Here is a 22,953-nt window from a genome sequence, read left to right on the forward strand (position 1 = left end):
TTAATAATTATAAAAAAATTGTTAATAGAGTTTTTACAGAGATCTAACAAATTATAAAAGTTTATAGATCTAAATTACAAAAGTTTGTATATAACTCTTATATATCCTGCAAAATTAATCAAAAAGAACGATTCAAAGGAAATTCTATTAATGATACATGAAGGTGATTTAATGCAAGATTTAAGCAGTATAAAAATGGAAAATGGATTACTCTATGAAACCATTATAACTACTAAAAATAGTGATGGAACTCCTAATGCAGCCCCAGTAGGCGTAGTATGCAAAAATGGATCTAAAATTATATTATATCTTTCAGAAGCTGTACACACACTCCAAAATATTAAAAATAATGGACATTTCATTGTTAACATTTTAAAAGATCCAATTATTTTTACCAAAAGTATTATGGGAGAGCTTTCCCCTGATTGTTTTAAAAATCACTTAAATGATTTATATATAACTAACGCCGATGCATTTTTTAGTGCAACTGTAATTAAATCCAAAGAAATTGAAAAAGGACACAAAATAGGGAATTCTAAATTAACAATAATAACTGCGGAAGTAAATGAAATTATAATTAAAAATAAAAATGTAGAACCGCTCAATAGAGCAAATTTTGCCATAATAGAATCTTTAATATATCTATGCAGGATAAATATTGTTGATAATAAAACCGCGCAGATGTATTTAGAAAGAATTAATGAAATGTCAAGGCTTGTAACCCGTGTTGGAAGTACAGAGCATAAAAAAGCCATGAAAGAGATAATCAGCAGCATCTAAATGTATTTCAACTTTTATTAGTTTAGATTATAGATTTATGATGGTTTTTCTTACATCTACGCGCCACTACATCATGAGCCTTAAGTTTAACTACAATCGACATAATGCGCGGTAAAAAGGTAATGCGTTTTATTATGCTCTTCTTTTTTCACCCACGTCATTTAAGCTCACCACTATTCCATATTGAAAAATAATTATTTGCTTTATATCAAAACACGTATCTATAAAATTTTAAAGATATATACTCATAATTTAAGAATACTAATTAAAAATTATTTCTTATTAAAGATAATGTCTCCAAATATGATAAGATTATATTTGAGGAGTAAATTCTGGAAAATTTTGGATTTTTGTTATAAATTGTTATCGTTAAAAATAATGTTCATAAAAAAATGTTAATAGTATTTATGATTAATGGAACTTTTCACTTGGAGTAACCATTTATTTAAACAGAATTTCTAATCTTCCATCTCAACTAATCCGGTTAAATGACATTTTATATCTTGTTGAACCGTTTAGACTCAAGTTACAGCCCTATTTATTACTTTGGATACTATTATTAATTAGTGAAATATAACATAATAAATAAGTAAACTATACCTCATCATATCCAATTTACTAAAAAAGGTTTAATCACTGCTAATTAAAATATTAATCTTAAAAAGGGGAATTCAAGTGGAAAATCCAGATAAAACAGAGAAAAAATCAAAAGTAAATCCAAAAGGAAATGAAAAAAAGAAATTTCCAATAGTCGGTATTGGTTCATCTGCGGGGGGGCTTGAAGCTTTAGAGAAATTATTCAGCAATATGCCTAAAGACACAGGCATGGGATTTGTTTTAATCCAGCATTTAGATCCATCACACGAAAGCACTATGGCAGACTTAATTTCAAGATATACAGATATGGAAGTTCTTGTAATTCAAGACGGAATGCCTGTTAAACCAGATAAATTGTATGTTATTCCCCCAAATAAAGAAGTAGGGATTAAAAATGGAATATTACACCTTTATAAACCTTTAGAACCTCATGGTTTTAGGATGCCAATTAATTTATTTTTTCAAGCTTTAGGAAATGATCAGGGAAAAAATTCTATTGGAATAATTCTTTCCGGATTTGGATCAGATGGAACTAAAGGCTTATCATCTATTAAAGGTGCAGGAGGAATGGTTATGGCTCAAGACCCTGCATCTGCACAATCTGATAGCATGCCAAGCAGTGCAATAGCTACAGACCTTGTAGATCATATAGCACCGCCAGAAAAAATACCCGAATGCTTAATCTCATATATCAAGCACCTGAAAAAAATGCCCCCTATAACAGTGATTGAGCAAGATGAGGAAACGCTTGATTCCATACGAAAAATACTGGTTCTAGTTAAAAATAGTACAGGACATGATTTCTCTCTTTATAAAAAAAGTACAATAAACAGGAGGATTGGAAGGCGTATGGCAATTCTCCGGATTGATAACATATCAGATTACCTTAAGCATATACAAAAAAATCCTCATGAAGCAAATGTACTATTTAAAGAATTTTTAATCAATGTAACAAGCTTTTTTAGAGACCCCCAATCTTATAAATCTTTCAAAAAGAACATAACATCCCAATTACTAGAAAAAAAAGCAAACGGAGACACTTTACGCATATGGATCCCTGGATGCGCTACAGGTGAAGAAGCATACTCTATCGCCATACTTATCCAGGAATATATGGAGAAAACTGAAAAAACATTTAATATACAACTTTTCGGCACAGATATCAATAAAGATGCTATTGAAACAGCGAGAATAGGAACTTATCCCCCCACCATCTCTTCTGAAGTAACACCAGAATGGTTGAAGAAGTTCTTCTCAAAAAAAGAAGACAATTACAAAGTTAATAGAGATATAAGGGAAATGGCAGTATTTGCACTCCATGATCTTCTTAAAGACCCCCCATTTATTAATTTAGACATAATATCCTGCAGAAACGTTTTAATTTATTTAAATAAAGATGCCCAAAAGAAAGTGCTATCCTCATTTAACTATGGATTAAAACCAGATGGTATTTTATTCCTCGGCCCTTCAGAGAGTATTGGTCCTTTTATAGATTCATTTAAAAATTTAGACAGTAAATGGAAGATTTATAAAAATATATCAAAACCAAGATCAAATAAAGAGTTAACTACATACCCATATTCAGAATTACATTACGGCAACAGGGATATTGAAATTATGGAAAAAAATGGAAAATCAGGGCCAGAAATGACCCAAATAGTTGAAAAAATCATTATAGAAAATTATGCACCTTCTCTAGTAATCACCGATAAACAAGGAACTATCAATTTTATCTATGGAAGAGTTGGTAAATACCTTGAACCTGCCCAAGGATCTGCAAGCCTCAATATTCTAGACATGGCTAGAGAAGGAATTAAATTTGAATTAAGCTCAGCAATAGACAATGCAGTTTCAAAAGGGGAAGAAATTGAATATACCAACTTAGAAGTTAAAACCAATGGAAATTTCCAACCAATAAATCTAAAAGTCAAACCCATCAATAAACCCGAATCAATGAAAGGATTACTAATGGTCATATTTGAAGACATAGGATCACCTGAAGATGTGGGAAAGTCTGAAAATCTTCCCAAAACAGTTCCAAAGAAAAACGAACGTATCATAAAACTAGAATCTGAATTAAAAGTGACCAAAAAACGCCTTCAAACAACTATTGGACAGCTTGAAACATCCAATGAAGAACTCAAATCAGCAAATGAAGAACTACAATCTATGAATGAGGAATTACAAAGTACAAATGAAGAATTAGAAACATCCAAAGAAGAATTGCAGTCACTTAATGAAGAACTGTTAACTGTAAATTCCGAACTCCAAACTAAAATAGGAGAGATGACTGAAATAAATGATGATATGAATAACCTTCTTAACAGCACTGAAATTGCAACCATATTTGTAGATAAAGACATTAAAATAAAACGTTTCACCAAAGAAGCAACTAAAATAATTAATTTAATACCCCACGACATCGGACGCCCATTAACAGATATTGTATCCAACTTAGAGTACACCAAACTAATTGAAGACAGTCAGGATGTTGTTAAAAGAGTCATTTATAAAGAAAAAGAAGTACGCACCAAAGATGGAAAATGGTATCTTGCACGGATAGTGCCGTATAAAACCCATGAAAACATTATAGCAGGAGCTGTGCTAACTTTTGTAGATATTGACCAACAGAAGAAAGCACGAATATTAACACAACACTCTCTTGATTATGTTGAAAGTATTTTAGAAACTGTACGCGAACCACTTATAGTTCTAGATAATGAAGCACGAATCATTTCTGCAAACAAATCTTTTTATAACAAATTTAAAGTAACAGAAAAAAATACACAGGGAAAATTATTATACAGTCTTGGAAATAACCAGTGGGATATTCTGGAATTAAAAGAGTTGCTGGAAAAGGTGATTTTTAAAGATCAAACATTTGAAAATTTCATGGTTGAACATGAATTTCCACGGATAGGGTACAAGAAAATGCTTTTAAATGCCAGAAAAATCTATCAAAAGGGAGTAGAAAAAGAAATGACACTTCTTGCAATAGAAGATGTTACTAAAATTAAATGAAGAATTAATCGTATGAATAACTCCCATAGTTATTTAAATATGACCATGAACTGATCAAACTTAAATTGATGTTATTAAATCTTTATATTGTTCAAATTTAATTTTTAAAATTTGGAGAAAATTCATATGGATAGATACCAAAAATTACGGGACCTTGCTGAAGAAAAGCTGTGTGAAACCGATCAAGGCATAAATAAACTTCCAAAAGAAATTGATGAACTAATCCATGAACTTCAAGTACACCAAATTGAACTTGAAATGCAAAATGAAGAACTCCAACGTTCCAGAACAGAAATAGAAGAGCTGCACCAAAAATATTACGATCTTTACAATTCCGCCCCTGCAGGGTACATTACAATGGATATGGCAACCAAGATCACTGAAATAAACATTATAGGGGCAAAATTAATAGGTATTGACCCGACTGAGAAGCATAAATACATATTTAATTTATTTATTACACCAGAATACCGTGAATTATTTAATTTTCATGTTAAAAATGCTTTAAGGACTGGAAATAAACAAAATTTTGAGCTTGACTTAAAAAGAAGAGATAAAACTATTTTTCATGCACATATTGAAATGGATATGAAATTAGAAAAAAATACATTGTACAAATTAGTTATAGTAGACATCACAGAACGGAAGAAGCTAGAAGAAGATTTAAAACGTTCCAATAATGAATTAAAACAGTTCGCATATGTGGCATCACATGACCTACAAGAACCACTTAGAACCATTGTAAGTTTTACACAACTTTTAGCGAAGCGTTATGAAGGAAAGTTAGATAAAGATGCTGATGAATTTGTTGATTTTATTGTAGATGCTTCAATTAGAATGAAACAACAGATCGATGATTTACTTGAATTTTCAGGGGTAATGACCCACGGTGGCAATTTTGAAAAAATAAACATGAATGATGTTCTTAAACAAGTTATTTCCAGTTTAAATACATTAATTAATGAAAACAATGCAAAAATTAGCTGTGATCCCTTACCCGAAGTAGTTGCTGACCACAGACAGCTTGCCCGATTATTTCAAAACATTATAATTAATTCTATTAAATTCAGAAAACCAGATGAAGCTCCAAAGATTCATATCTCCGCAAAAAAAGATGAAGAAAATAATGAATATATATTTTCAGTATCCGACAATGGAATTGGAATAGAATCACAGTATCAAGACCGCATTTTCACCATATTCCAGAGACTTCACCCAATGGAAGAATATAAAGGAACTGGAATCGGACTTTCAGTTGCAAAAAAAATTGTAGAACGCCACGGAGGGCTCATTTGGGTGGAATCTAAGTTTGGAAAAGGTTCTACTTTTTATTTTACCATACCTGTTTCCACAAATAATATTAAAACTAGTTAACTTCTGCCTTTTAATTTTAAATTATAAAATTAAAAGTTAGAATTCTTAATTGAATCAATTAAGTTACCATTTATGTACTAACGTTCCTTTCTAAATGAATTGATCATTTGACGGATTCTCTCTAAACTCTGCTCTGTTCTATCGATCATTATGTCAGTTTTATTGATATCTTCTTCCATTTTTTTAATGTTAGATCTTTCCCTATGAATCACTTTCAAGAGTTGATTATGTCTTTTTTTATTTTGGGTGTCGACTGCCCTTAATTCTTTTATCCAGTAGTCCAATAAACTGTTTACAGTCTTTAAATACTTTTTTTCCGTTTCTTTTTGATCATGAATATTATTGATAATACTCTCTTTTGTTTGCAGGTATTTTTCTTCTTGATTAGTATCATCATTTTTCATGAAATATAATTTTATATTATTAAATATAAATAATTTATTAACTAACAATTCTTAAAACAATTTATTTGCTGTTATTTTTTGAAAAAAAGAGCCAGTAGATTGTTGAGTTCTCCCAAATTTACAATTTTAAGAGAACCTCCCATCTCTACAAATCCTTATATGAAGCCTTATATAAGACCGCTTCAAGCTTATCAAGAGCTTTACCGACCTGTTTATCAAACTCAGTGAGTTTATTGGCCAGTCCTCTGAAGTAAGGCGCGTAAACCTTATAGTACATCAATCTGTCAGTATCTATACTGTTTTTTATAAGAGCCGATCTAAATTCATTGACTTTATCCTGGATAGAAGAGTACATTACCTCATCAGGATATTCACCTAAAAATATACCGTCTGCACCATTTTCAAATGCAAATAAGATATGCTTTGGCATCAGCCGGTTTATTGATGGCACCCTTATGATCCTGACAGATTCAGGATAGGATATCCTATTTATCCCTATATTATCAGCCGCCACGTAACCAATATAGTCAACAAACGCCAGAATTCTCCTTTCACCTTCTTTTTTATCCTTAAGCATACCTTCAATCATTGCAAAGATTTGGGCATCTGTTTGGCCCATTACGTCAATTGCATTGTTTTCACACTTGGAAACACATATACCGCAGCCGTTACAGGCAACAGGATCAACAGAGATGCGTTCATTGTGTATGTAAACAGCTTTATATTTACATGCAGCCACGCATTCTCCACACATTACACACTGCCTGCCGTCAACTACCGCAATTGTTGGCTCTATCTCCAGACCGCCGTTTATCATCTCAGAAACCTTGGAAGCTGCAGCATTTGCTTGAGAAACACTTTCAGTGATATCTTTTGGGCCCTGTGCAGTTCCGCAAACATATATCCCTTCTATATCGGTAGCTACAGGCTTAATTTTTGAATGTTTCTCTTTTACAAACATGTCCTCTGTAAGCCCTACATTCAATGTTTCTGCAACTTTTAATGTCCCTTCTGATGGTTCCATGGCTTCAGATAATACAACCATATCTGTTTCTATTTCTAAAGGTTCCCTACGGAGAGTATCTTCTAACCTGACGATGATATTTTCGCCTTTTTTGGTTATATCTCCAGGGCGTCCTCTCACCAGTTTAATTCCCTTGGACTGTACATGTCTGAAGTAATTTTCATACATTCCAGGAGTTCTCATGTCAGTATAACAGATAACTATTTCAGTGTCTGGATAATAATGTTTTATGAAGCTAGCGTGCTTTAAAGACACCATGCAGCATACTTTTGAGCAGTAACGTTTGCCTTCAGGTTTTTCGTCCCTTGAACCTGCACACTGAACCATTACGACCCTTCTTGGGACTTTTCCATTTGAAGGTCTGAGGAGTTTACCGTCTGTTGGCCCGTTTACCCCCATTATCCTTGCAAGTTCCATCTGGCTTATTACATCATCATATCTTCCATACCCATATTCCGGACGCTTTTTAAGGTCAAATCCTTTGTGGCCTGTTGCTATGATGACAGAACCCACATTTAGAGGTATGATTTCTCCCTTCGCCTTGATGTCAATAGCGTCCATTTTACAGACTTTCTCACATTTACCGCACTTAATACAATTTTCATCATCGATTGTATAAATATCAGGAACTGATTGTGGGAAAGGCTTGTATATAGCTTTCCTTGTCATTAAATTCTCGTTCCATTCATTAGGAACCTCAACAGGACAGATCTCTGCACAGTTTCCACATGCAGTACATTTATCTTCATTAACATGGCCTGGTTTCCTTTCAATGAGCAGATTGAAGTTTCCTGCTTTCCTTTCAGATGATTTAATCTCCGAATTAGTCATTATGTCAATATTGTTATGCTGCACTGCTTCGTTTATAAGCGGGTTGAAGAGGCATAATGAACATTCTTCAGCAAGCTTTTCTGGTGAGAATACTTTACCTATTTTTATCATGTTCCCCCCAACAGTAGGCTTGTCTTCAATTATATGTACTTTAACGCCCTGATTTGCAAGTGAAAGTGCAGCAGTTATTCCTGATATTCCCCCTCCAACTACAGCAGCGCTTTTTTTGGTTTTTCGGACTATAGCATCAAGAGGTCTAGCGTATTGAACCCTTTCAACAGCTGCATTTGTAAGTGATACTGCTTTTTCAGTTGCCTTATTTTTATCAGAATGTACCCATGAACAGTGCTCCCTGATATTTGCTATCTCTAAAAGATAAGGGTTTAAAGGAGCTATATGGTTTCTAAATGTTTTTTCGTGAGTAATTGGAGAACAAGCTGCAATTACTACCCTGTCCAGCCCTTCTTCCAGTATAATATCTCTGATATTTTTTTGACATTTCATTGAGCAGAGATTTTCGAAATCTTTAACTACTTTAGCATCAACTGAAGAAGCAAGCTTCTCGATGTCTACAGTGTCTGAAATATTGCCCCCGCACCTGCATAAAAAAACACCGATGTCAATGCTGCTTTTGGGAGCATATCTTGAGAAATTGTAATTGTTCATATTATTCCCTCATAATGGAATTTTTAATGATTTTTTGATCAACCTTTTTTTGGAAAAAAGCCCTCGAAAATAAATATTTTCGGGGCATGTGAAAATTTTCAATTTTCACTGCCACAAAATTGAAAAATTTTGTGAGTACCAAAAATCTGTCAAAATCTCTGATTTTGACGCAGCAAAAACTTTGTTTTTGCATGCTTCGATTTTTGAGTGGTTGAATTGGTAATTGTTCATGTTATCCGCCTCATTGACAGAGGTTAGTCTGCTTTATCTTTTCTAAAACTTTATCTACAGGAACTGTATGTGTTTGAACACCCACTACTTTATAAGGGTCAGCCCCAAGTGCAAGTGCTACGAACTGGGAAATATTAAAGTATACAATACCAAATTCAGTTCCCGACGATTTTTCAATGGCCCCCTGGTTTCTATCAAACTGCATCTGACAGTTAGGACACATGTGAAGCAGAATATCAACGTCATTTTCCTTCAAACTGTTCAGTTTCTCCTCAGTTACAGAAAGGGATAAATCTCGGTTCATGTAACGCTGTCTGAAACCGTTACCGCATGTTGTTGTTTTACGGTCGTACCAGTCAACGGTTTCCACGCCGCATGCTTTTGCAAGTGTCTCTATAACCATAGGGTCTCTTTCATTTCCAATAGTATCCTTTTGATGGACTTTGCAGTAATGGCATGCGTGATGAGACGCCACTTTGAGTCCAGATAGATCTACCTCTACAAGGTCTTTAATTTCATCTGCTTTATTATACAAAATTTCAACTGAATGGAAAATATTACCTCTTGAGTCCATATCATCCGCATTATAAGTTAAATCATGACATCCAGAATCGTCTAAAATCTTATTTATCTGACCTCTAACTTCATCATTCTCATTTAAGATATTACATGATTTCTTAAGTATTGCATAGCATGTTGCACAGAGTGTTGCTATATTTTTATGGCCTTCATTCCTTGCAATTCCAAAGTTTCTTGCTGCAAGTGCAGTGGTAGAAAATTGGTCAAATAAATCCGCGTAATGTCCTAAACCAGTGCAACAGGACTGTCTATCACTAATGATGTATTCAATTCCAAGTTTATCAAATAAATATTTTGTAGATGACTCTACGCCAGGATATTCAACATTTACAAGGCAGCTTTTAAAGAGTAAAATCTCTTTATCCGGTATTTTTTTTATGTTAACACCACCTTGATTTTAGTTCATCTATATTTGACAAACTAAATAATTTAAAATTATGAAAGTCAATGTTTGCAAGGCAGGTTTTAAGTAAAATCTCTTTATCTGGTATTTTTTTCATCTCTACACCGCCTTAGTTCATTTAACCTGTTTTTGAATCCTGTTTTTTCTAAAATCTTGTTGATATCTTTTACATCTTTTTCAGGCAGGAACATAGAGCCCAGGTTTAAATCTTCCCTTATATCTTCAAGGTTAATTCTTAATTCAAGCCACTCTTTTCCAAAGTCCTTTATAAGATCATTAAAGAAATTTGAAGGAATTGCTCCCAGTCCAAATTCTATGAAACTCTCACCATATGCTGAAAAAGGAGCTACTTTCGGCTTTCCTTTTCCGTTATCAATTGCCCTTTGCCTTAAAACTTGGTTTACCACAGATGGGCTGTTGCTTACCGGGCATACGCTCTGGCATGTGTAACAGTAAAAACAATTCCAGATTATATCATCTGTAATTAAAGTTTCATCTTTATCAAGCACCCTTTTAACTAGTTCCCTTGGATCGTAGTCAGTGTGTCTTGCCGCAGGGCATACAGATGTGCACATCCCACACTGGATACATTTAAGGATTCCAAGATCTTTTGGTGCTTTTAAGTCCTTAATAATATCTTCTGCTAATTCAAAGCTGTTTTCGCCTATTTTTAGAGTATTCATATGTATTATACCCCATATATCGAATAAAGTGTCAGTTTTAAAAATAATCTGTTATAGTATTTATACTTGTACTTCAAGTTATATATACTCAAATTATGACATTTTTAAGTTCAATTTATCATTTTTTAATTATACCATGATTATTCAGTATAACCACTACTTAATTTTTGTGTATCATGATTGTTTATGTATAATAATTGTTCGAATAGTATAATATACTTTATCGTTATAAAAATATACTAACTATATTTCAATGATCTTCCTAAAATTTCAAAAGTTATTGCACTTGGAAAAATCAACGAATGTATATGTGTAAGTTCCATGCAATAGTCGAGACTTTCTCCAGCATCAGCCATTTTACGTGTTGCATGCGCCATCAAATCAGCTGGAAGAGGAACAACTTTTAAATCTGTAATTGCATCTATAATTTCCTTGAAGAAAGTCACGGATTTAAATCGAGCAGTTGCCGAGTAGATCAACATGCGCTGCTATATATCTCGCGTTTGCAATAGAAAGTAGAGTTGTATCCCACCATCTTGATCTTGGAGGTAATTGAGAAAATCATATTTATCATATAAATCAGCCTTTAAATCTATAGAGGCATTTTAAATAATTCAAGAGACGTATCTGTTTTTCCAAAATCAAGATTTACCGCTCTTTTTAATGTTTATCTTGTTAGTATCGTGCCCTCTGCTCCGCTTTTATCAATCCCCCATCATAAAGTTCATCTGAAATAGTTTTTAAATATGATAGTAACAATTGTTATATAACAATAGTTATTTATAGTTTTTGTTCAAAAAATACATACCCAACTAAACCAGTAACTTGAAGTCCTTTGAAATTATAACTTATAATACTTGCAAAATAAAACAGATTAAAATATAAAAAATACCGTGAAATCATGAATAAAGCTATAATATTCACCATTTTTTTAGTTGCAGTATCAATAAACATTTCTGCTGTTTCGGCATGGGACTGGAACACGCATGAAGAAATAGTAGAAAGTAATTACAATTCATTACCTGAAGATATGCAGCAAAATTTAAACTTAAACCTGATGAAAAAAGGATCTACGGCTCCTGATTTTGTATTTTTTGACTTTAAATATCATAGTTATCCAAATAGTTACAGAAAAGCTATTTACTGGTTAAACAAAGGGAAGTTCTACTATAAAAAAGGCGATTTCTATTATGCAAGTTACTGTTACGGTGTAGCATCCCACTACATTACAGACAGCTTTTCAGCGCCTCATGCTGCAGGTGTGGGCGGGCTTCAGCACAGCATTTACGAGGTAAAAGGAAGTTTTCTAAAGCCTAAAATGATTCAAATTAAAGGAGATTTAAAATCAACCATGTACAATGGTGATCTAAACGGGACAAAAAGCTGGAACATGTGGATTAAAAGCAGAAATAATTCTTTGATCCAGAATGATTTAGATCATGCTACAGGTGCATCTTACAATGCAGTATACAGTTCCATAAATGATGCATACCCTATTCAAAAAAATAATTTCCAGATAACTAACAATTTAGAATTAGTATACATTTACTTAATTGGTTAACTTAAAATCAACCTTTATGATTTATCAAATTTTAAATAAAGATATTAAATGAATTAACTAGTTTATGCATCATTTTTCGTCCTAATTGCACATAAACTTTGACTTGGCAAACTATCATGCTTTTTAGGCTTTTTTATGGTCTTAAAAATATTTTTTGCACTCTCAATTAATTCCTTGTCATCATTTTCAGCGGCATTTTTGATATTTCTTATGATATCACAGAAAATTTTATCCACTACCACCCGAGTAAGGTCTTCCACTATTTTTTCCTTGCCGTCAATATCTCCAAGCATTTTAAATGCTTTTTCAGTTTCATGAGACCTTATCTTTTCTGCATTTCTCCTTATATCAGAAATAAGAGATTCAACTTCAAGGCGTTTTAAAGATTTTTTAAGAAGTACAAGTTCTTCAGAAATTATTTTTTCAGCATCTTTAGCTTCAGATTCCCTTAACTTTCTATTTTTATCAGCTATTCCCCTTAAATCATCTATATTAAACAATTTAACCCCAAGTTTTTTAACATCTTCCTCTACATCTCTTGGATTTGCAATATCAACTATCACAAGCTTCTCCAGCTTCTCAGGTGAAACCGCATTTTTTATTTTTTCACAGGTTAAAATAGGGTGAGGTGCTCCAGTAGCACTTATTATAACATCAGCATCACTCATAGCTTCATCAAGCCTATCAAAATGGATTGCATACCCACCAAGCTCTTTTGCTAGGTCTACTGCACGGTCATGGGTCCTATTTGCCACGACTATGGCTCTAAGATGTTTTTGAACCAGTGCTTTTGCAACGAGCGTTCCCATCTTTCCAGCTCCAATTACAAGGACTTTTTTACACTTCAAATCCCCGTGCACTGATTCTGCAAGTTCTACTGCTGCAGAACCTATTGAAATGGATCCTTTGTTGATATTGGTTTTTTTTCGAACTACCTGGCCAACATGGATAGCTTTTGTAAACACCGTATTCAAAAGATCCCCAGCATAGCCCTCTTTAAGATGCTTTTTTCTCGCGTCTTTTATCTGCCCCAATATTTGATCTTCACCTATTATCATAGATTCTAATCCACAAGAGAGTCTTAAAAGGTGATTCAATGCATCATCATCAGTTTCAACTACAAAATCAAGGAAATCAATATTATCAATATAACAATCATTTAAAACTAAATAAAGCTCAGCACGGTTACATGTTTTCATCTGGAGGTACTCATATACCAAGTATTTATCCTTGATTTTTGCAAAGATTTCATCCATCTGGAAAGTAGACTTTTCCATTGTACATATATCTGCTGTATTATGGTCGATTCTGATATTTAGAATCATTTTACGCCCCCGAATAATATTTAAATCATTAAAACCACTGAAAATCAAGGGATTTTGTAAATGGTAGTGTTAATTTACTAACTGCTGTTTTATATATTTTTTAGCATCCTCTAAATTTCCCTGCCTTAAATATTCCTGTATGTTTTTATCATTTAAAATTTTATATAAATAATCCCTACGTTTTTTTTGATCATTCATATTTTCTTTTAAAATATTTCTTGTGAAATTCTGGAGTTCCAACTGTAAAATATCTTCCTCCAGTATCACTTTTTGTATTCTTTTTCTTAACTCTTTTGCCATAAGAGGGCTCTTTCCACCAGTAAATATCGAAAATTGCACGTCACCTATAGAAAAAGTAGAAGGAACAATTAAATTACCTTCATCTGGATAATCGGCCCTATTTAAAAGTTTCCCTTTGGCTAATTCTGCCACGCGCCCATTTAATTTGTGATCTCCAGTGGCTATTACCACGAGATCTGACCATTCTACCCATTTTTCAACTTCATCTAACGGTTTGAAAGCAGCCCCAAGATCAACAAGATCATTTGGAACTTCTTCATTTATTACAGTGACATTGGCCCCTGCTTCAATAAATCTACGGGTTCTCCGAGTCCCAACTTCCCCTGCACCAATAATTAAAACATTTTTGTTTTCCATCTGCAGGAAAAGAGGTGTCCAGCCCATTATATCACTTTTAAATTCCAATGAAAGTAAAAAAATAAAATATATTTAGAGTCTCAGATTATTTGCCTGATTCTAGGCTTTTCATCTTTAAAATCTTTGCAGCCATCCTTAAATCGTTTCCACATTCTTGAAGAACGGTATTTGCTTCTTCTTCTGGAATATCAAAAGCATCAGCAAGTGCCTTTACTTCTTCCTGTGATGATTCAGATACGCCTACAAGCTCTTCAGATAACTGTTTTTTAAGTTCCATATATTCATCAGAGCTCATGTTTATCCTTCTCATTACCATATCCCTTAAAGGACATGGTTTAGATGGTTTACAGCACCAGACAAGAGAACCAAAACAGGTTCCTTCTCCTTGACCTAACCTTGTTTTTTTACCAAATTCTTCTTTTTTTGCTATATAATCTTGAGAACTGAGATTTGCATCTTCAAGTGCATATATAATTGGGCAAGGCTTAACTGGCGGACAACAAAATGCCAACGCCCTTTTGTCCCCTCCCCTACATACGTGTGATGGTGAATCTTCCCATACCATTATATTCCTCCATTAGTATAAATCCATTAAATTTAACTGAAAATCTAATTTTCAGTAATAAAACTAATTTAAATCTGAAAAAAAAATATTGAATTTATTCTTCAGTAAGCATTTCTTTCTTTTCAGTTGGAGTCAAATCTTCCACTATATCCTTTGGATCTCCTATTTTGAGGATTTTGCCTCCTCTCATAAGAGCAGCCCTATCACAGACATCGAGCACAAAGTCCATATCGTGTGATATTATAACAAAAGTCTGACTTAATTCATCTCTCGCCTTTATTATAGAATCTGTAACTTGAACTCTAGTTATTGGGTCCATAGTTCCAGTAGGTTCATCAAGAATAATTATATTAGGTTCTTTTATTAAAACTTGTGCTAAAGCAACCCTGTGGCGTTCACCGCCGCTTAATTCATCAGGATATTTGTTTAATAAGCTTGCAGCATATTCTTCATCAAATCCGACTACTTTAAGCGTATATACTGCTTTCATTTTTGCAAATTCTGCAGGCAATTCTAAACTTATAGCCTCTGTTAAATTCCCTAAAACAGTTCTATGAGGATAAAGACTGTATTCTTGATGAAGAATACCCAAATAAGGTTTTATTCTCCCCCTTCCAAGCGGACCAGATTGAGTCATGTCGATCCAGTCATCCCCAAGTTTTGCAGATATATTACCTGAACTTGGCTCTGTTAACCCGTAAAGTATTCTTGAAAGAGTTGTTTTACCGGCCCCACTTAAACCAACAATACCAAAAATTTCTCCTTCACCAATAGTCAAAGTTATGCCGTCTACAGCCTTAATTACTCCCCTTTCAATGGAATAATAATGTTTTTTGACATTTTCCATTTCAATAATTGGACCGCCAGTTTCGAATTCCGCTTTCTTTTCAGGAAGTGGAACCTGTTCTAAAAATCTGGCTACAACTTCTTCAGGGTTACCTTCATCTATTATTTCCCCCCGCTCAAGCCATATTACATAATCAGAAAGTTTTCTCATAACTTCTGGCCAGTGTGAAGTTATAATCATTGTAGTACCCTTCTCTTTTACACCTTCCAGTAAAGCCTGGTGTATAAGTTCAGCTGTTTTCGGATCGAGTGTACCTGTAGGTTCGTCTGCAAGAAATATCATAGGTTCCTTTGCTATTTGTCTTGCAAGTACTACCCTTTGTTTTTCTCCACCACTTAGATCCCTTGCAATATGAGTTATCCTGTGGGTCATCTGCGTCACTTCAAGGAGATCTATAGCCATATAAGTGCTTTCTTCCTCATCATGACCACTAATAGATTTTAAAACATTATCAATTACAGTATCATCTTCATAGAGGGCAAATGTCCTCTGTAACATTATGGAAATTCTTTTCCTAACTGCAGCATATATTTTTCTATCAGTATCCCACAGATCAACACGTTCTGCTTCAAATTCCCCTCCGCAGGAACATTTTTGTCCCACTTTTGATGGAGGATCAGCCCGATAACATTTAGGGCAAAATGCAATATTAAAGATAATCTTACCATTATCTGGCTTATATTCCTTCATTCCACGAAGCATGTTAATGAGTACTGATTTTCCAGCGCCGCTTCTACCTAAAATTCCCAATACGCTGCCTTCATTTATAGTTATATTCAAATTTTTTAAAATTTCCACGCCACCAAATGTTTTTGTGACGTTTTCTAATTCTATAAAAGACATGCAATCACCTTTGGATATAAGTTTGCAGTAAATATGTTATATATTTGATCGTAAATATACTAATTAAAATTTAATATTTTATATCTTGGACAAATCAAAAGGAACGCTTCCTTTTAATGTAACTCTTGCTATTGATATCCCGTCTGCACCTGCAGAAAGCATATCTCGTGCAGATTTAAGATCATGGATAGAATTATTGCCTATTAAAAATATTTCAGTGTTTTCTTTAATTTTCCTTATAATATTATAATCTGCATGGTTGTATCCAGGTTTCATGGCATCTACATGCAGATAGTCAGCGCCAGCTTTTTCAACAGCTTTTGAAACTTCAACATCGTTTACATTCTGGACATTTGCTCTAATCTTAACCGATACTTTACTTTCAGCTTTTTTTACCACATTTTTTGTAAAATTGTATAATTTATGAGTATCATAAAGAATTGCCTGTCCACAGCCAATACCCGTTATTTCAGGCTGCCTGCAGTGTGCATTTATTTCCACGACATCAATTTCAGGTAATTTTGACACTTCAACGATAGGTTCAAATGAAACTGAACGTAGATTAACAGATACAATTCCGTTCCAGGAATTTTTGATTATAGCTGCTTCTTTTTTAATTGAAGGCATTACATTTTCTTCATTTACGTTGAACTCATGCCTTCCTCGTTTAATAATACTGCATCCTGCATTTATAGTCGGCTTATCTAAGTTATAGCCACCAAGTGTTACCATGTCAAAACCATAATGAGCCATTTTCAAGCAAAAATTCCCATCGGTTATTCCTGCCATCGGCGCTAAAACTTCAATAAAATCACCTGTAAAAAAATTATTAATTAAAGTAAAAAAATGTAAATAGAATAATTAATCAGCTATTTTTTGTTCATTACATGAACAAGATCATAGGTAACTCCACCCCTTATCTCTTCAAGAGCTAGATCTGCCAGATTAGCAGCTTTTTCAGCAGTAGGAGCTTTCCCAATACCTGCTTTAAGTGCTATATTGGTCTCGTCTTCGATCTCTTCCACTATTTTTAGGAGTCCTTCAGGACTGAGTCCATTACATGGAGACATAAAATTATCTCCACCTATAAAGAAGACGAGTGAACCTTTCTCAATTAATTTTTTCATTAAAAAGTGTTGAACTCTATTTACAATAAAAGAAGTATCATAAGCTGGAATTATATCAGTTAAAGAATCTGTAATTCCATTTATATCTATATGGGCAATTTGAACGAAGCTGTCCTCTTTATTTACAAGACCATCTATAGCCAGAACTTCCTTTCGTTCTTCAGATTGTGCCCCACCGTAATTTTGAAGAACTGCTGTAGCATCTCTTTGAGCCTCATAGGGCGTTTCAGCTGCTGCAACACCCATACTCACAGTTATTGGGTATCTATTACCTATTGATTTCTGGATTCTTCTATGGTCATCCATATCTACATTGTTAGTAATTGCAAGCATGTTATCAAAACGTGTGAAGAAAACAAGCCCACCTTTAGCTGCAAATTGTCTTTGAAGATCAGCATAAAGCTCTGATTGCAGGATTTGAAGATCTGCTTCAGCCCTTGGGGCAGGAGTGACTGTCCACGGGCCATAATTATCAATTTGAATTAAAGTCATCTGTATCATAAAATTTCACCCAAAATAATTCTGGCTAACCTCACTTTATCATTGATGGTCTTCATGTTTGTGTTTGTTATAACGACCTTTGATATTAGTTTTTCTATTTTTTTCTCAGATTCTGTGTCCTCAACATCTATGATAAACTTATCCATAAATTCTTTATAAATTGTTGCAACACCTTCACAAGATACCTCATGGCCCATTGCATTCATAAACTTTGCTGCGGGACCGCTTACAGGATTTCCTCCTATTATCGGAGATACTGCAACAACATAAGAGTTTTTAAGAGCTTCTTTAACTCCATTCATTGAGATTATTGGCCCTATGGATGTTATCGGATTAGATGGCCCTATTATGACCATATCTGAATCTTCAATAGTACTTATTACATCATCTGAAGGTTTAACATCTACATATACTATATCTTCCACTTCAGGTTGTGCCTTTTTTCCAACCAGAAACTCGTGGAAACTCAGTTCACCTTCATCTGTTATAATCCTGATATTTGATTGTTCATCACTCATTGGAATGATCTTTGACTTAACGCCTAATTTTTTTCTTTGAATATCTACGACTTTAGAAAGAGGATATTTCTCCATCAATATGGTTTTTTGAATCTTAATGGCGCGATCTTTATCCCCAATCCTTAAAATCTCATTATATCCTATTTCTTTTAAAGTTTCATGGGTTATAAATGTATCTTTGTCAACACCGTACCATGTATTTTCATTTATAATTCCTGCGAGAGTATACATCACAGTATCTATATCTGGTGCTATATAGTTTCCTGATATATATGTATTTTCTACTGTGTTTACAATTATGTTGATATCGGCAGGATCAGCTGTTTTGGTTATTCCCTGGATTAATTTTGGAGTTCCAGTTCCTCCAGAAAGTATTGTTATCATAGGACTCGTCTTTAAGTTTTTTGTAATTAATGATTGAAGTGGAGATCAACCATGCCAATCCCCCTATTTAAATACTCAATATCTTTTGGAGTATATGAATGTTTTGAAAATCGCGGCCCCAAGTTTTTAGGGATTTGATACTTTAACTCATATCTTCAAAATTCTATTTTTGAGATTTATTGTCCGCATAAATTATTTATTTACCGGACTCGTCTTAATATTAAAAACTTTATGATGGTTTAAATATTACTATAATTTATATAATTTAAGTTTTCCTAAATACATCATATTTTTTAGGCCTTACCAAATCCTTAGCTGTGGAAATACTGCTTTTTAATGTTTTAACGTAGTTAACTCCTCTTATTACAACAACAGGTATTCCTTCATCCGCTTGACCCATTAAAATTGATGCTGCTGACGCTAATTCGTCTGCAACAGCAATACTTGTAGTTTGAAGTTCTCTGCCGTAGAGATCTTTTTCACCTTTCCGGTCCCAGAGAGCTTTCATCCCAGATATACCAATTGCTGTACCAATAGCCCCTTCTCTAAAGGCCCTGCCTTGAGTATCAGATACAATTACAACGACTTCTTTTTCAGTTAGTGCTTCTATTTTTTTCATTATAAGAGATGCGCTTTTATCTGGATCTTCAGGCATAGGTGTGGCCATATTGTCTTCCACATTTGATTCATCTATTCCTGCATTTGCACATACAAATCCATGTTTAGTTTCGCTGATTATAAAATCCGGCCCTACTTCCAATATTTCATTGGATTCTCGGAGTATAGCCTCTACAACATGAGGATCTTTGCCTGTTTTTTTTGCAATATCAAATGCTTTTTGAGTTGGTTCAATAATTTTAAGATTGATTTTATTTCCCTCTGCCTTAGACACTATTGTTTCAGCTATAACAAAGATATCTCCATTTTTAATATCAATATCCTCATTATTCATGGCATCTACTATTAAAGCAGCGATGTCATTGCCTTCTGTAATTAATGGAATATTTTCAATTCCGATGATCTTGATGTCCATGTATTCACCATGAGGATATTACTATAAAGAGCCAATTTTCCACTTATTATCCTCTGCAAATGCAGCTACTGAATCTACAGGATTGGTGAATTCCTCAAATTTTCCGCCGCAGTATATAAATTTAGCCGCTTCTTCAGCGTTGCTGCAAACAAATTCAACATCATGTGGCTTCGTATGTTCATATGTCGAAATATAACTGCATTGATCTTCTTTAACCTTTTCAACTATGATTCCATCAATTGTAACAATCCCAATATAAGAATCTCCATCTAATGTTGTAGCTCCTGCAATACGTGGAGTATTTAATTCATCTTTTTCATAATCCATTGTAAGTAGTGTTAATGCAATTGAATCTCGTATATTCATACCTGAAGCTATTTTTTCTGCAATAATATCAGTATGGGATCCATTTGTAACTACAGCAACGTCATCCACGATCCGGATACAGTTATAAGCAATGTAGGGGTTTACAAAAACATCTTTTTCATGTCCTTCCTTTGGTACAATTGCGGCCCTGTCTTCAAATACATTTACCATTCGATTTGGAAAAGACCTGCTTGAAACTCTATATGCAACAAATTTTCCTGATTCTGTGTTTCCAACTGCTAACATTCTTCCAAGATACATTTTTTCACCTGTTAAACGTATATATCAAATTATTTATGTTTACTGTTAATTTAATTTATCACTAATTGGCTCTATCCATTAACTAGGTGCTTTCACAGCATTATTTGTCGGGAATCCCTGAGGAGTAGTTATAATGATCTCACCATTTCTAGCTTTTATAACTATTTCTCCCTCATCAATAACTTTTGTATGTACTGCAATTGCACCGTTTCGTATATAACTGGACATATCCTGCCCATTAACTGTAACTTTCTTCAAACCTGCAACTGGAACCATATAATATTCAGATGTCCCACTACTTTGCGTTACCTCTGGTTTTCCAGAAGTAGACTGCGTCTGATCAGCAGCAGCACCAAAGCTGCTTGTAACCATTAGGAATATGAGGATTGTAAAAACAACATCAATAAATGGAACCATGTTAAATCTAGGAGTATTTTTTTTCACTTTGTTTTTATATCTGTTCACGTCTAAAACCATTAAATAACTTCCTTTACATTTAAAAGAGTTCTAACTATTACTGCATTAATTTACTTTCAATAATCTCAGCTTTAGTATTGCATTTTTCCATAATTATGTTGTGAATACTTTTCTCAAGCATACTGGGTTTTAAAGCTACTAAAACGTTTGCATCATAATCCTCGATTTCTTTAACTTTTACAACCCCCTCAGCTTCTTTTAAAGCTTCAACAGCCATTTCTGGATTAGTTACTACTTTTATTCTCATAACTGCAGAGTTCCAGTTGGTCATCTTCTTAGCTATCTCTATTTTATCCATTTCATCTTCTATTTTACCTGTGATATAAGAATGAAGAGGGACTAAAATTATTGCAACAGTAAGTCCAGCTATAGTAGTAATTAAAGCTATATAAATTCCTTCTGCCATTCCTGATGAGCTTGCGCCCATTCCAAGAGCTCTAAATGTGTACCACATACCTAAAACTGTTCCTATTAACCCTAAAAGAGGGGAAATTTCAATTATCATTTTAATTGTGCCCAGACCTTTAGTCATTCTTCCCATCTCAACTATGAAAACACGTTCCATTGCATCTTCAACTTCGGTTTTATTTCTGTAACCTATTTTTAAGGCCTCGGAAATGATTTTTGAGACGGGATTTTGATATTTACCTATTGAACGCAGTGCTTCAAGAGACCCTCCCTTTTCCATTGCATCGTTCACTGTTCCCATAATTAATGGTGGAGAAACTTTTGATATCTTGCGCAAATAACGAATTTTCTCAAGGGAAGCTAAAAATCCATATACTCCTATAATAGTTATTATATATGTTATAATTCCTCCGCTTTGGAACATCTCCAGTATAATACCAAAGTTACCGCTTAAAAACTCATATATCATTGTTATCCTGATCCTACTGATTTTAGCATGTTTCAGTTTAGTTGTTGTGTGTCCATTTAATAAATCTATCAAAATTAAAGCTGTAAACTAATGTTCTATGCTCAAACATGTATGTTTGAGAGTTTTGTAAACATTCAAAAATTCTTTAATTTTGATTATCGAAACCAAATTTCAAATACTTTTGAAATCTAGGATTTCGAATGGGCAAACATAAATGTTTGCAAGTTTATGATCTTCGTTTGTGCTAATGATTTAAAATAGTTACTGAAATTTTTATTATTAAATTAATTATCAGTATGATTACTTTTACTTTCTTATATCACTGTTTTAAAAAAAAATTTATTCTGGATCTAATTAAGAAATTTAAAAAAATAGGTTTTTATGAATGTATTTTACATGTTCCTTTTAACTGTAGCCCATGAACGCCTTACAAAATCCGGCAAATTTTCATAGGTAAACCTCTTTAAAAATGCAATTGTTTTAGGATCGCTGGGGTATCCTGACCCAACATCTTTATATTCCTTCCTTATTATATCAATTGCCGAATCACGTTCAACCTTGGCAACTATAGACGCTGCTGCCACAATTGGAAACTTATCCTCAGCTTTATGTTCCGCTATAACTTTCAGATTCTCCTTAACACTTTCCATTTCATCACAAAATCTCTGAGGTTTAATATCAAGACAATCTATATAAGCAACATCAGGATCAAAATGCCCTATAACTTTTTTCATGGCTATTTTCTCAATTTCATTTAAATTGACATCTTTAGCCCTTAAATTATCGATGTCTTTAGCTTCTATGCTAACAGTGTAAGATTCTGCAATTTTCTTTATTCTCCTTGCAAGTACTTTCCTCCTTCCAGGAGTTAATCTTTTAGAATCTTTTAACTCAAGCCTTTCAAGCTTTTCAAGTCTATCTTCATCTATTGCTACTCCGCAAACAACAAGAGGTCCAATTACAGGCCCTCTACCCGCTTCATCTATGCCGATTATTTTCATTGTATCTTAAAAAAGGT

General features: G+C 33.7%; 21 protein-coding genes. 4 read left to right on the forward strand and 17 right to left on the reverse strand.

Annotated features, from left to right (window positions below; translation table 11 throughout):
• Nucleotides 1–171: 171 nt before the first annotated feature.
• From ASJ80_RS09860 to ASJ80_RS09870, 3 genes are all read left to right on the forward strand, one after another.
• Nucleotides 172–780: a DUF447 domain-containing protein gene (locus ASJ80_RS09860; protein ID WP_069582729.1), complete on the forward strand. Its 609-nt coding sequence runs from the start codon at nt 172–174 to the stop codon at nt 778–780.
• Between the two features lie 675 nt (nt 781–1,455).
• A complete protein-coding gene (locus ASJ80_RS09865) occupies nt 1,456–4,398 on the forward strand; it encodes a CheR family methyltransferase (RefSeq protein ID WP_083240855.1) in 2,943 nt (980 codons plus the stop codon).
• Between the two features lie 126 nt (nt 4,399–4,524).
• Nucleotides 4,525–5,772: a sensor histidine kinase gene (locus ASJ80_RS09870; protein WP_083240856.1), complete on the forward strand. Its 1,248-nt coding sequence runs from the start codon at nt 4,525–4,527 to the stop codon at nt 5,770–5,772.
• A 77-nt stretch (nt 5,773–5,849) separates the two neighbouring features.
• Here the strand turns inward: ASJ80_RS09870 and ASJ80_RS09875 are convergent, their stop codons facing one another.
• The 5 genes from ASJ80_RS09875 to ASJ80_RS09895 form a co-directional block, all read right to left on the reverse strand.
• Nucleotides 5,850–6,176 carry a hypothetical protein gene (locus ASJ80_RS09875; protein WP_141705148.1) on the reverse strand — a complete coding sequence of 109 codons (327 nt, stop codon included), beginning with the start codon at nt 6,174–6,176 and terminating at the stop codon, nt 5,850–5,852.
• Between the two features lie 145 nt (nt 6,177–6,321).
• Nucleotides 6,322–8,697: a ferredoxin:CoB-CoM heterodisulfide reductase subunit HdrA gene (hdrA, locus tag ASJ80_RS09880; RefSeq protein ID WP_069582731.1), complete on the reverse strand. Its 2,376-nt coding sequence runs from the start codon at nt 8,695–8,697 to the stop codon at nt 6,322–6,324.
• Nucleotides 8,698–8,938: 241 nt separating this feature from the next.
• Nucleotides 8,939–9,886 carry a ferredoxin:CoB-CoM heterodisulfide reductase subunit HdrB gene (gene hdrB / locus ASJ80_RS09885; RefSeq protein ID WP_069582732.1) on the reverse strand — a complete coding sequence of 316 codons (948 nt, stop codon included), beginning with the start codon at nt 9,884–9,886 and terminating at the stop codon, nt 8,939–8,941.
• Between the two features lie 101 nt (nt 9,887–9,987).
• Complete coding sequence (gene hdrC / locus ASJ80_RS09890; protein WP_069582733.1) at nt 9,988–10,593, reverse strand: ferredoxin:CoB-CoM heterodisulfide reductase subunit HdrC; 606 nt, start codon at nt 10,591–10,593, stop codon at nt 9,988–9,990.
• Nucleotides 10,594–10,832: 239 nt separating this feature from the next.
• Nucleotides 10,833–11,075 carry a hypothetical protein gene (locus tag ASJ80_RS09895; protein WP_069582734.1) on the reverse strand — a complete coding sequence of 81 codons (243 nt, stop codon included), beginning with the start codon at nt 11,073–11,075 and terminating at the stop codon, nt 10,833–10,835.
• A 419-nt stretch (nt 11,076–11,494) separates the two neighbouring features.
• Between ASJ80_RS09895 and ASJ80_RS09900 the strand changes: the two genes are divergently transcribed.
• Nucleotides 11,495–12,154 carry a zinc dependent phospholipase C family protein gene (locus tag ASJ80_RS09900; protein WP_069582735.1) on the forward strand — a complete coding sequence of 220 codons (660 nt, stop codon included), beginning with the start codon at nt 11,495–11,497 and terminating at the stop codon, nt 12,152–12,154.
• A gap of 62 nt (nt 12,155–12,216) precedes the next feature.
• On the opposite strand, the gene hemA is transcribed toward ASJ80_RS09900, so the two are convergent.
• The 12 genes from hemA to rnhB all read right to left on the reverse strand — a co-directional run bounded on the left by hemA (nt 12,217) and on the right by rnhB (nt 22,936).
• Nucleotides 12,217–13,479 carry a glutamyl-tRNA reductase gene (gene hemA, locus ASJ80_RS09905; protein ID WP_083240857.1) on the reverse strand — a complete coding sequence of 421 codons (1,263 nt, stop codon included), beginning with the start codon at nt 13,477–13,479 and terminating at the stop codon, nt 12,217–12,219.
• A gap of 69 nt (nt 13,480–13,548) precedes the next feature.
• Entirely contained in the window at nt 13,549–14,163 is a 615-nt protein-coding gene (locus ASJ80_RS09910) for a precorrin-2 dehydrogenase/sirohydrochlorin ferrochelatase family protein (RefSeq protein WP_069582736.1), read from the reverse strand.
• A 58-nt stretch (nt 14,164–14,221) separates the two neighbouring features.
• A complete protein-coding gene (locus ASJ80_RS09915) occupies nt 14,222–14,701 on the reverse strand; it encodes a methanogenesis marker 9 domain-containing protein (protein ID WP_069582737.1) in 480 nt (159 codons plus the stop codon).
• Nucleotides 14,702–14,795: 94 nt separating this feature from the next.
• Entirely contained in the window at nt 14,796–16,391 is a 1,596-nt protein-coding gene (gene atwA, locus ASJ80_RS09920; RefSeq protein WP_069582738.1) for a methyl coenzyme M reductase system, component A2, read from the reverse strand.
• Between the two features lie 78 nt (nt 16,392–16,469).
• Complete coding sequence (locus ASJ80_RS09925) at nt 16,470–17,180, reverse strand: MJ0144 family RNA dihydrouridine synthase-like protein (protein ID WP_069582739.1); 711 nt, start codon at nt 17,178–17,180, stop codon at nt 16,470–16,472.
• An 80-nt stretch (nt 17,181–17,260) separates the two neighbouring features.
• Nucleotides 17,261–18,019 (reverse strand): GTP cyclohydrolase III, encoded by a 759-nt coding sequence (locus ASJ80_RS09930; RefSeq protein WP_069582740.1) that lies wholly within the window; start codon nt 18,017–18,019, stop codon nt 17,261–17,263.
• Nucleotides 18,016–18,921: a 2-phospho-L-lactate transferase gene (gene cofD / locus ASJ80_RS09935; RefSeq protein WP_069582741.1), complete on the reverse strand. Its 906-nt coding sequence runs from the start codon at nt 18,919–18,921 to the stop codon at nt 18,016–18,018. Before cofD ends, ASJ80_RS09930 begins: the two co-directional genes overlap by 4 nt.
• Nucleotides 18,922–19,186: 265 nt before the next feature.
• A complete protein-coding gene (locus ASJ80_RS09940) occupies nt 19,187–19,954 on the reverse strand; it encodes a coenzyme F420-0:L-glutamate ligase (protein ID WP_069582742.1) in 768 nt (255 codons plus the stop codon).
• 21 nt (nt 19,955–19,975) lie between these two features.
• Nucleotides 19,976–20,581, reverse strand: a complete 606-nt coding sequence (locus ASJ80_RS09945; protein ID WP_069582743.1) for an IMP cyclohydrolase — start codon at nt 20,579–20,581, stop codon at nt 19,976–19,978.
• A 78-nt stretch (nt 20,582–20,659) separates the two neighbouring features.
• Entirely contained in the window at nt 20,660–21,058 is a 399-nt protein-coding gene (locus ASJ80_RS09950) for an ExbD/TolR family protein (RefSeq protein WP_069582744.1), read from the reverse strand.
• 37 nt (nt 21,059–21,095) lie between these two features.
• Nucleotides 21,096–21,935: a MotA/TolQ/ExbB proton channel family protein gene (locus tag ASJ80_RS09955; RefSeq protein WP_069582745.1), complete on the reverse strand. Its 840-nt coding sequence runs from the start codon at nt 21,933–21,935 to the stop codon at nt 21,096–21,098.
• 392 nt (nt 21,936–22,327) lie between these two features.
• A complete protein-coding gene (gene rnhB, locus ASJ80_RS09960; protein ID WP_069582746.1) occupies nt 22,328–22,936 on the reverse strand; it encodes a ribonuclease HII in 609 nt (202 codons plus the stop codon).
• Nucleotides 22,937–22,953: the final 17 nt, after the last annotated feature.

Origin of the sequence: Methanobacterium bryantii, assembly GCF_002287175.1 — an archaeon.
Classification (GTDB): domain Archaea; phylum Methanobacteriota; class Methanobacteria; order Methanobacteriales; family Methanobacteriaceae; genus Methanobacterium_D; species Methanobacterium_D bryantii.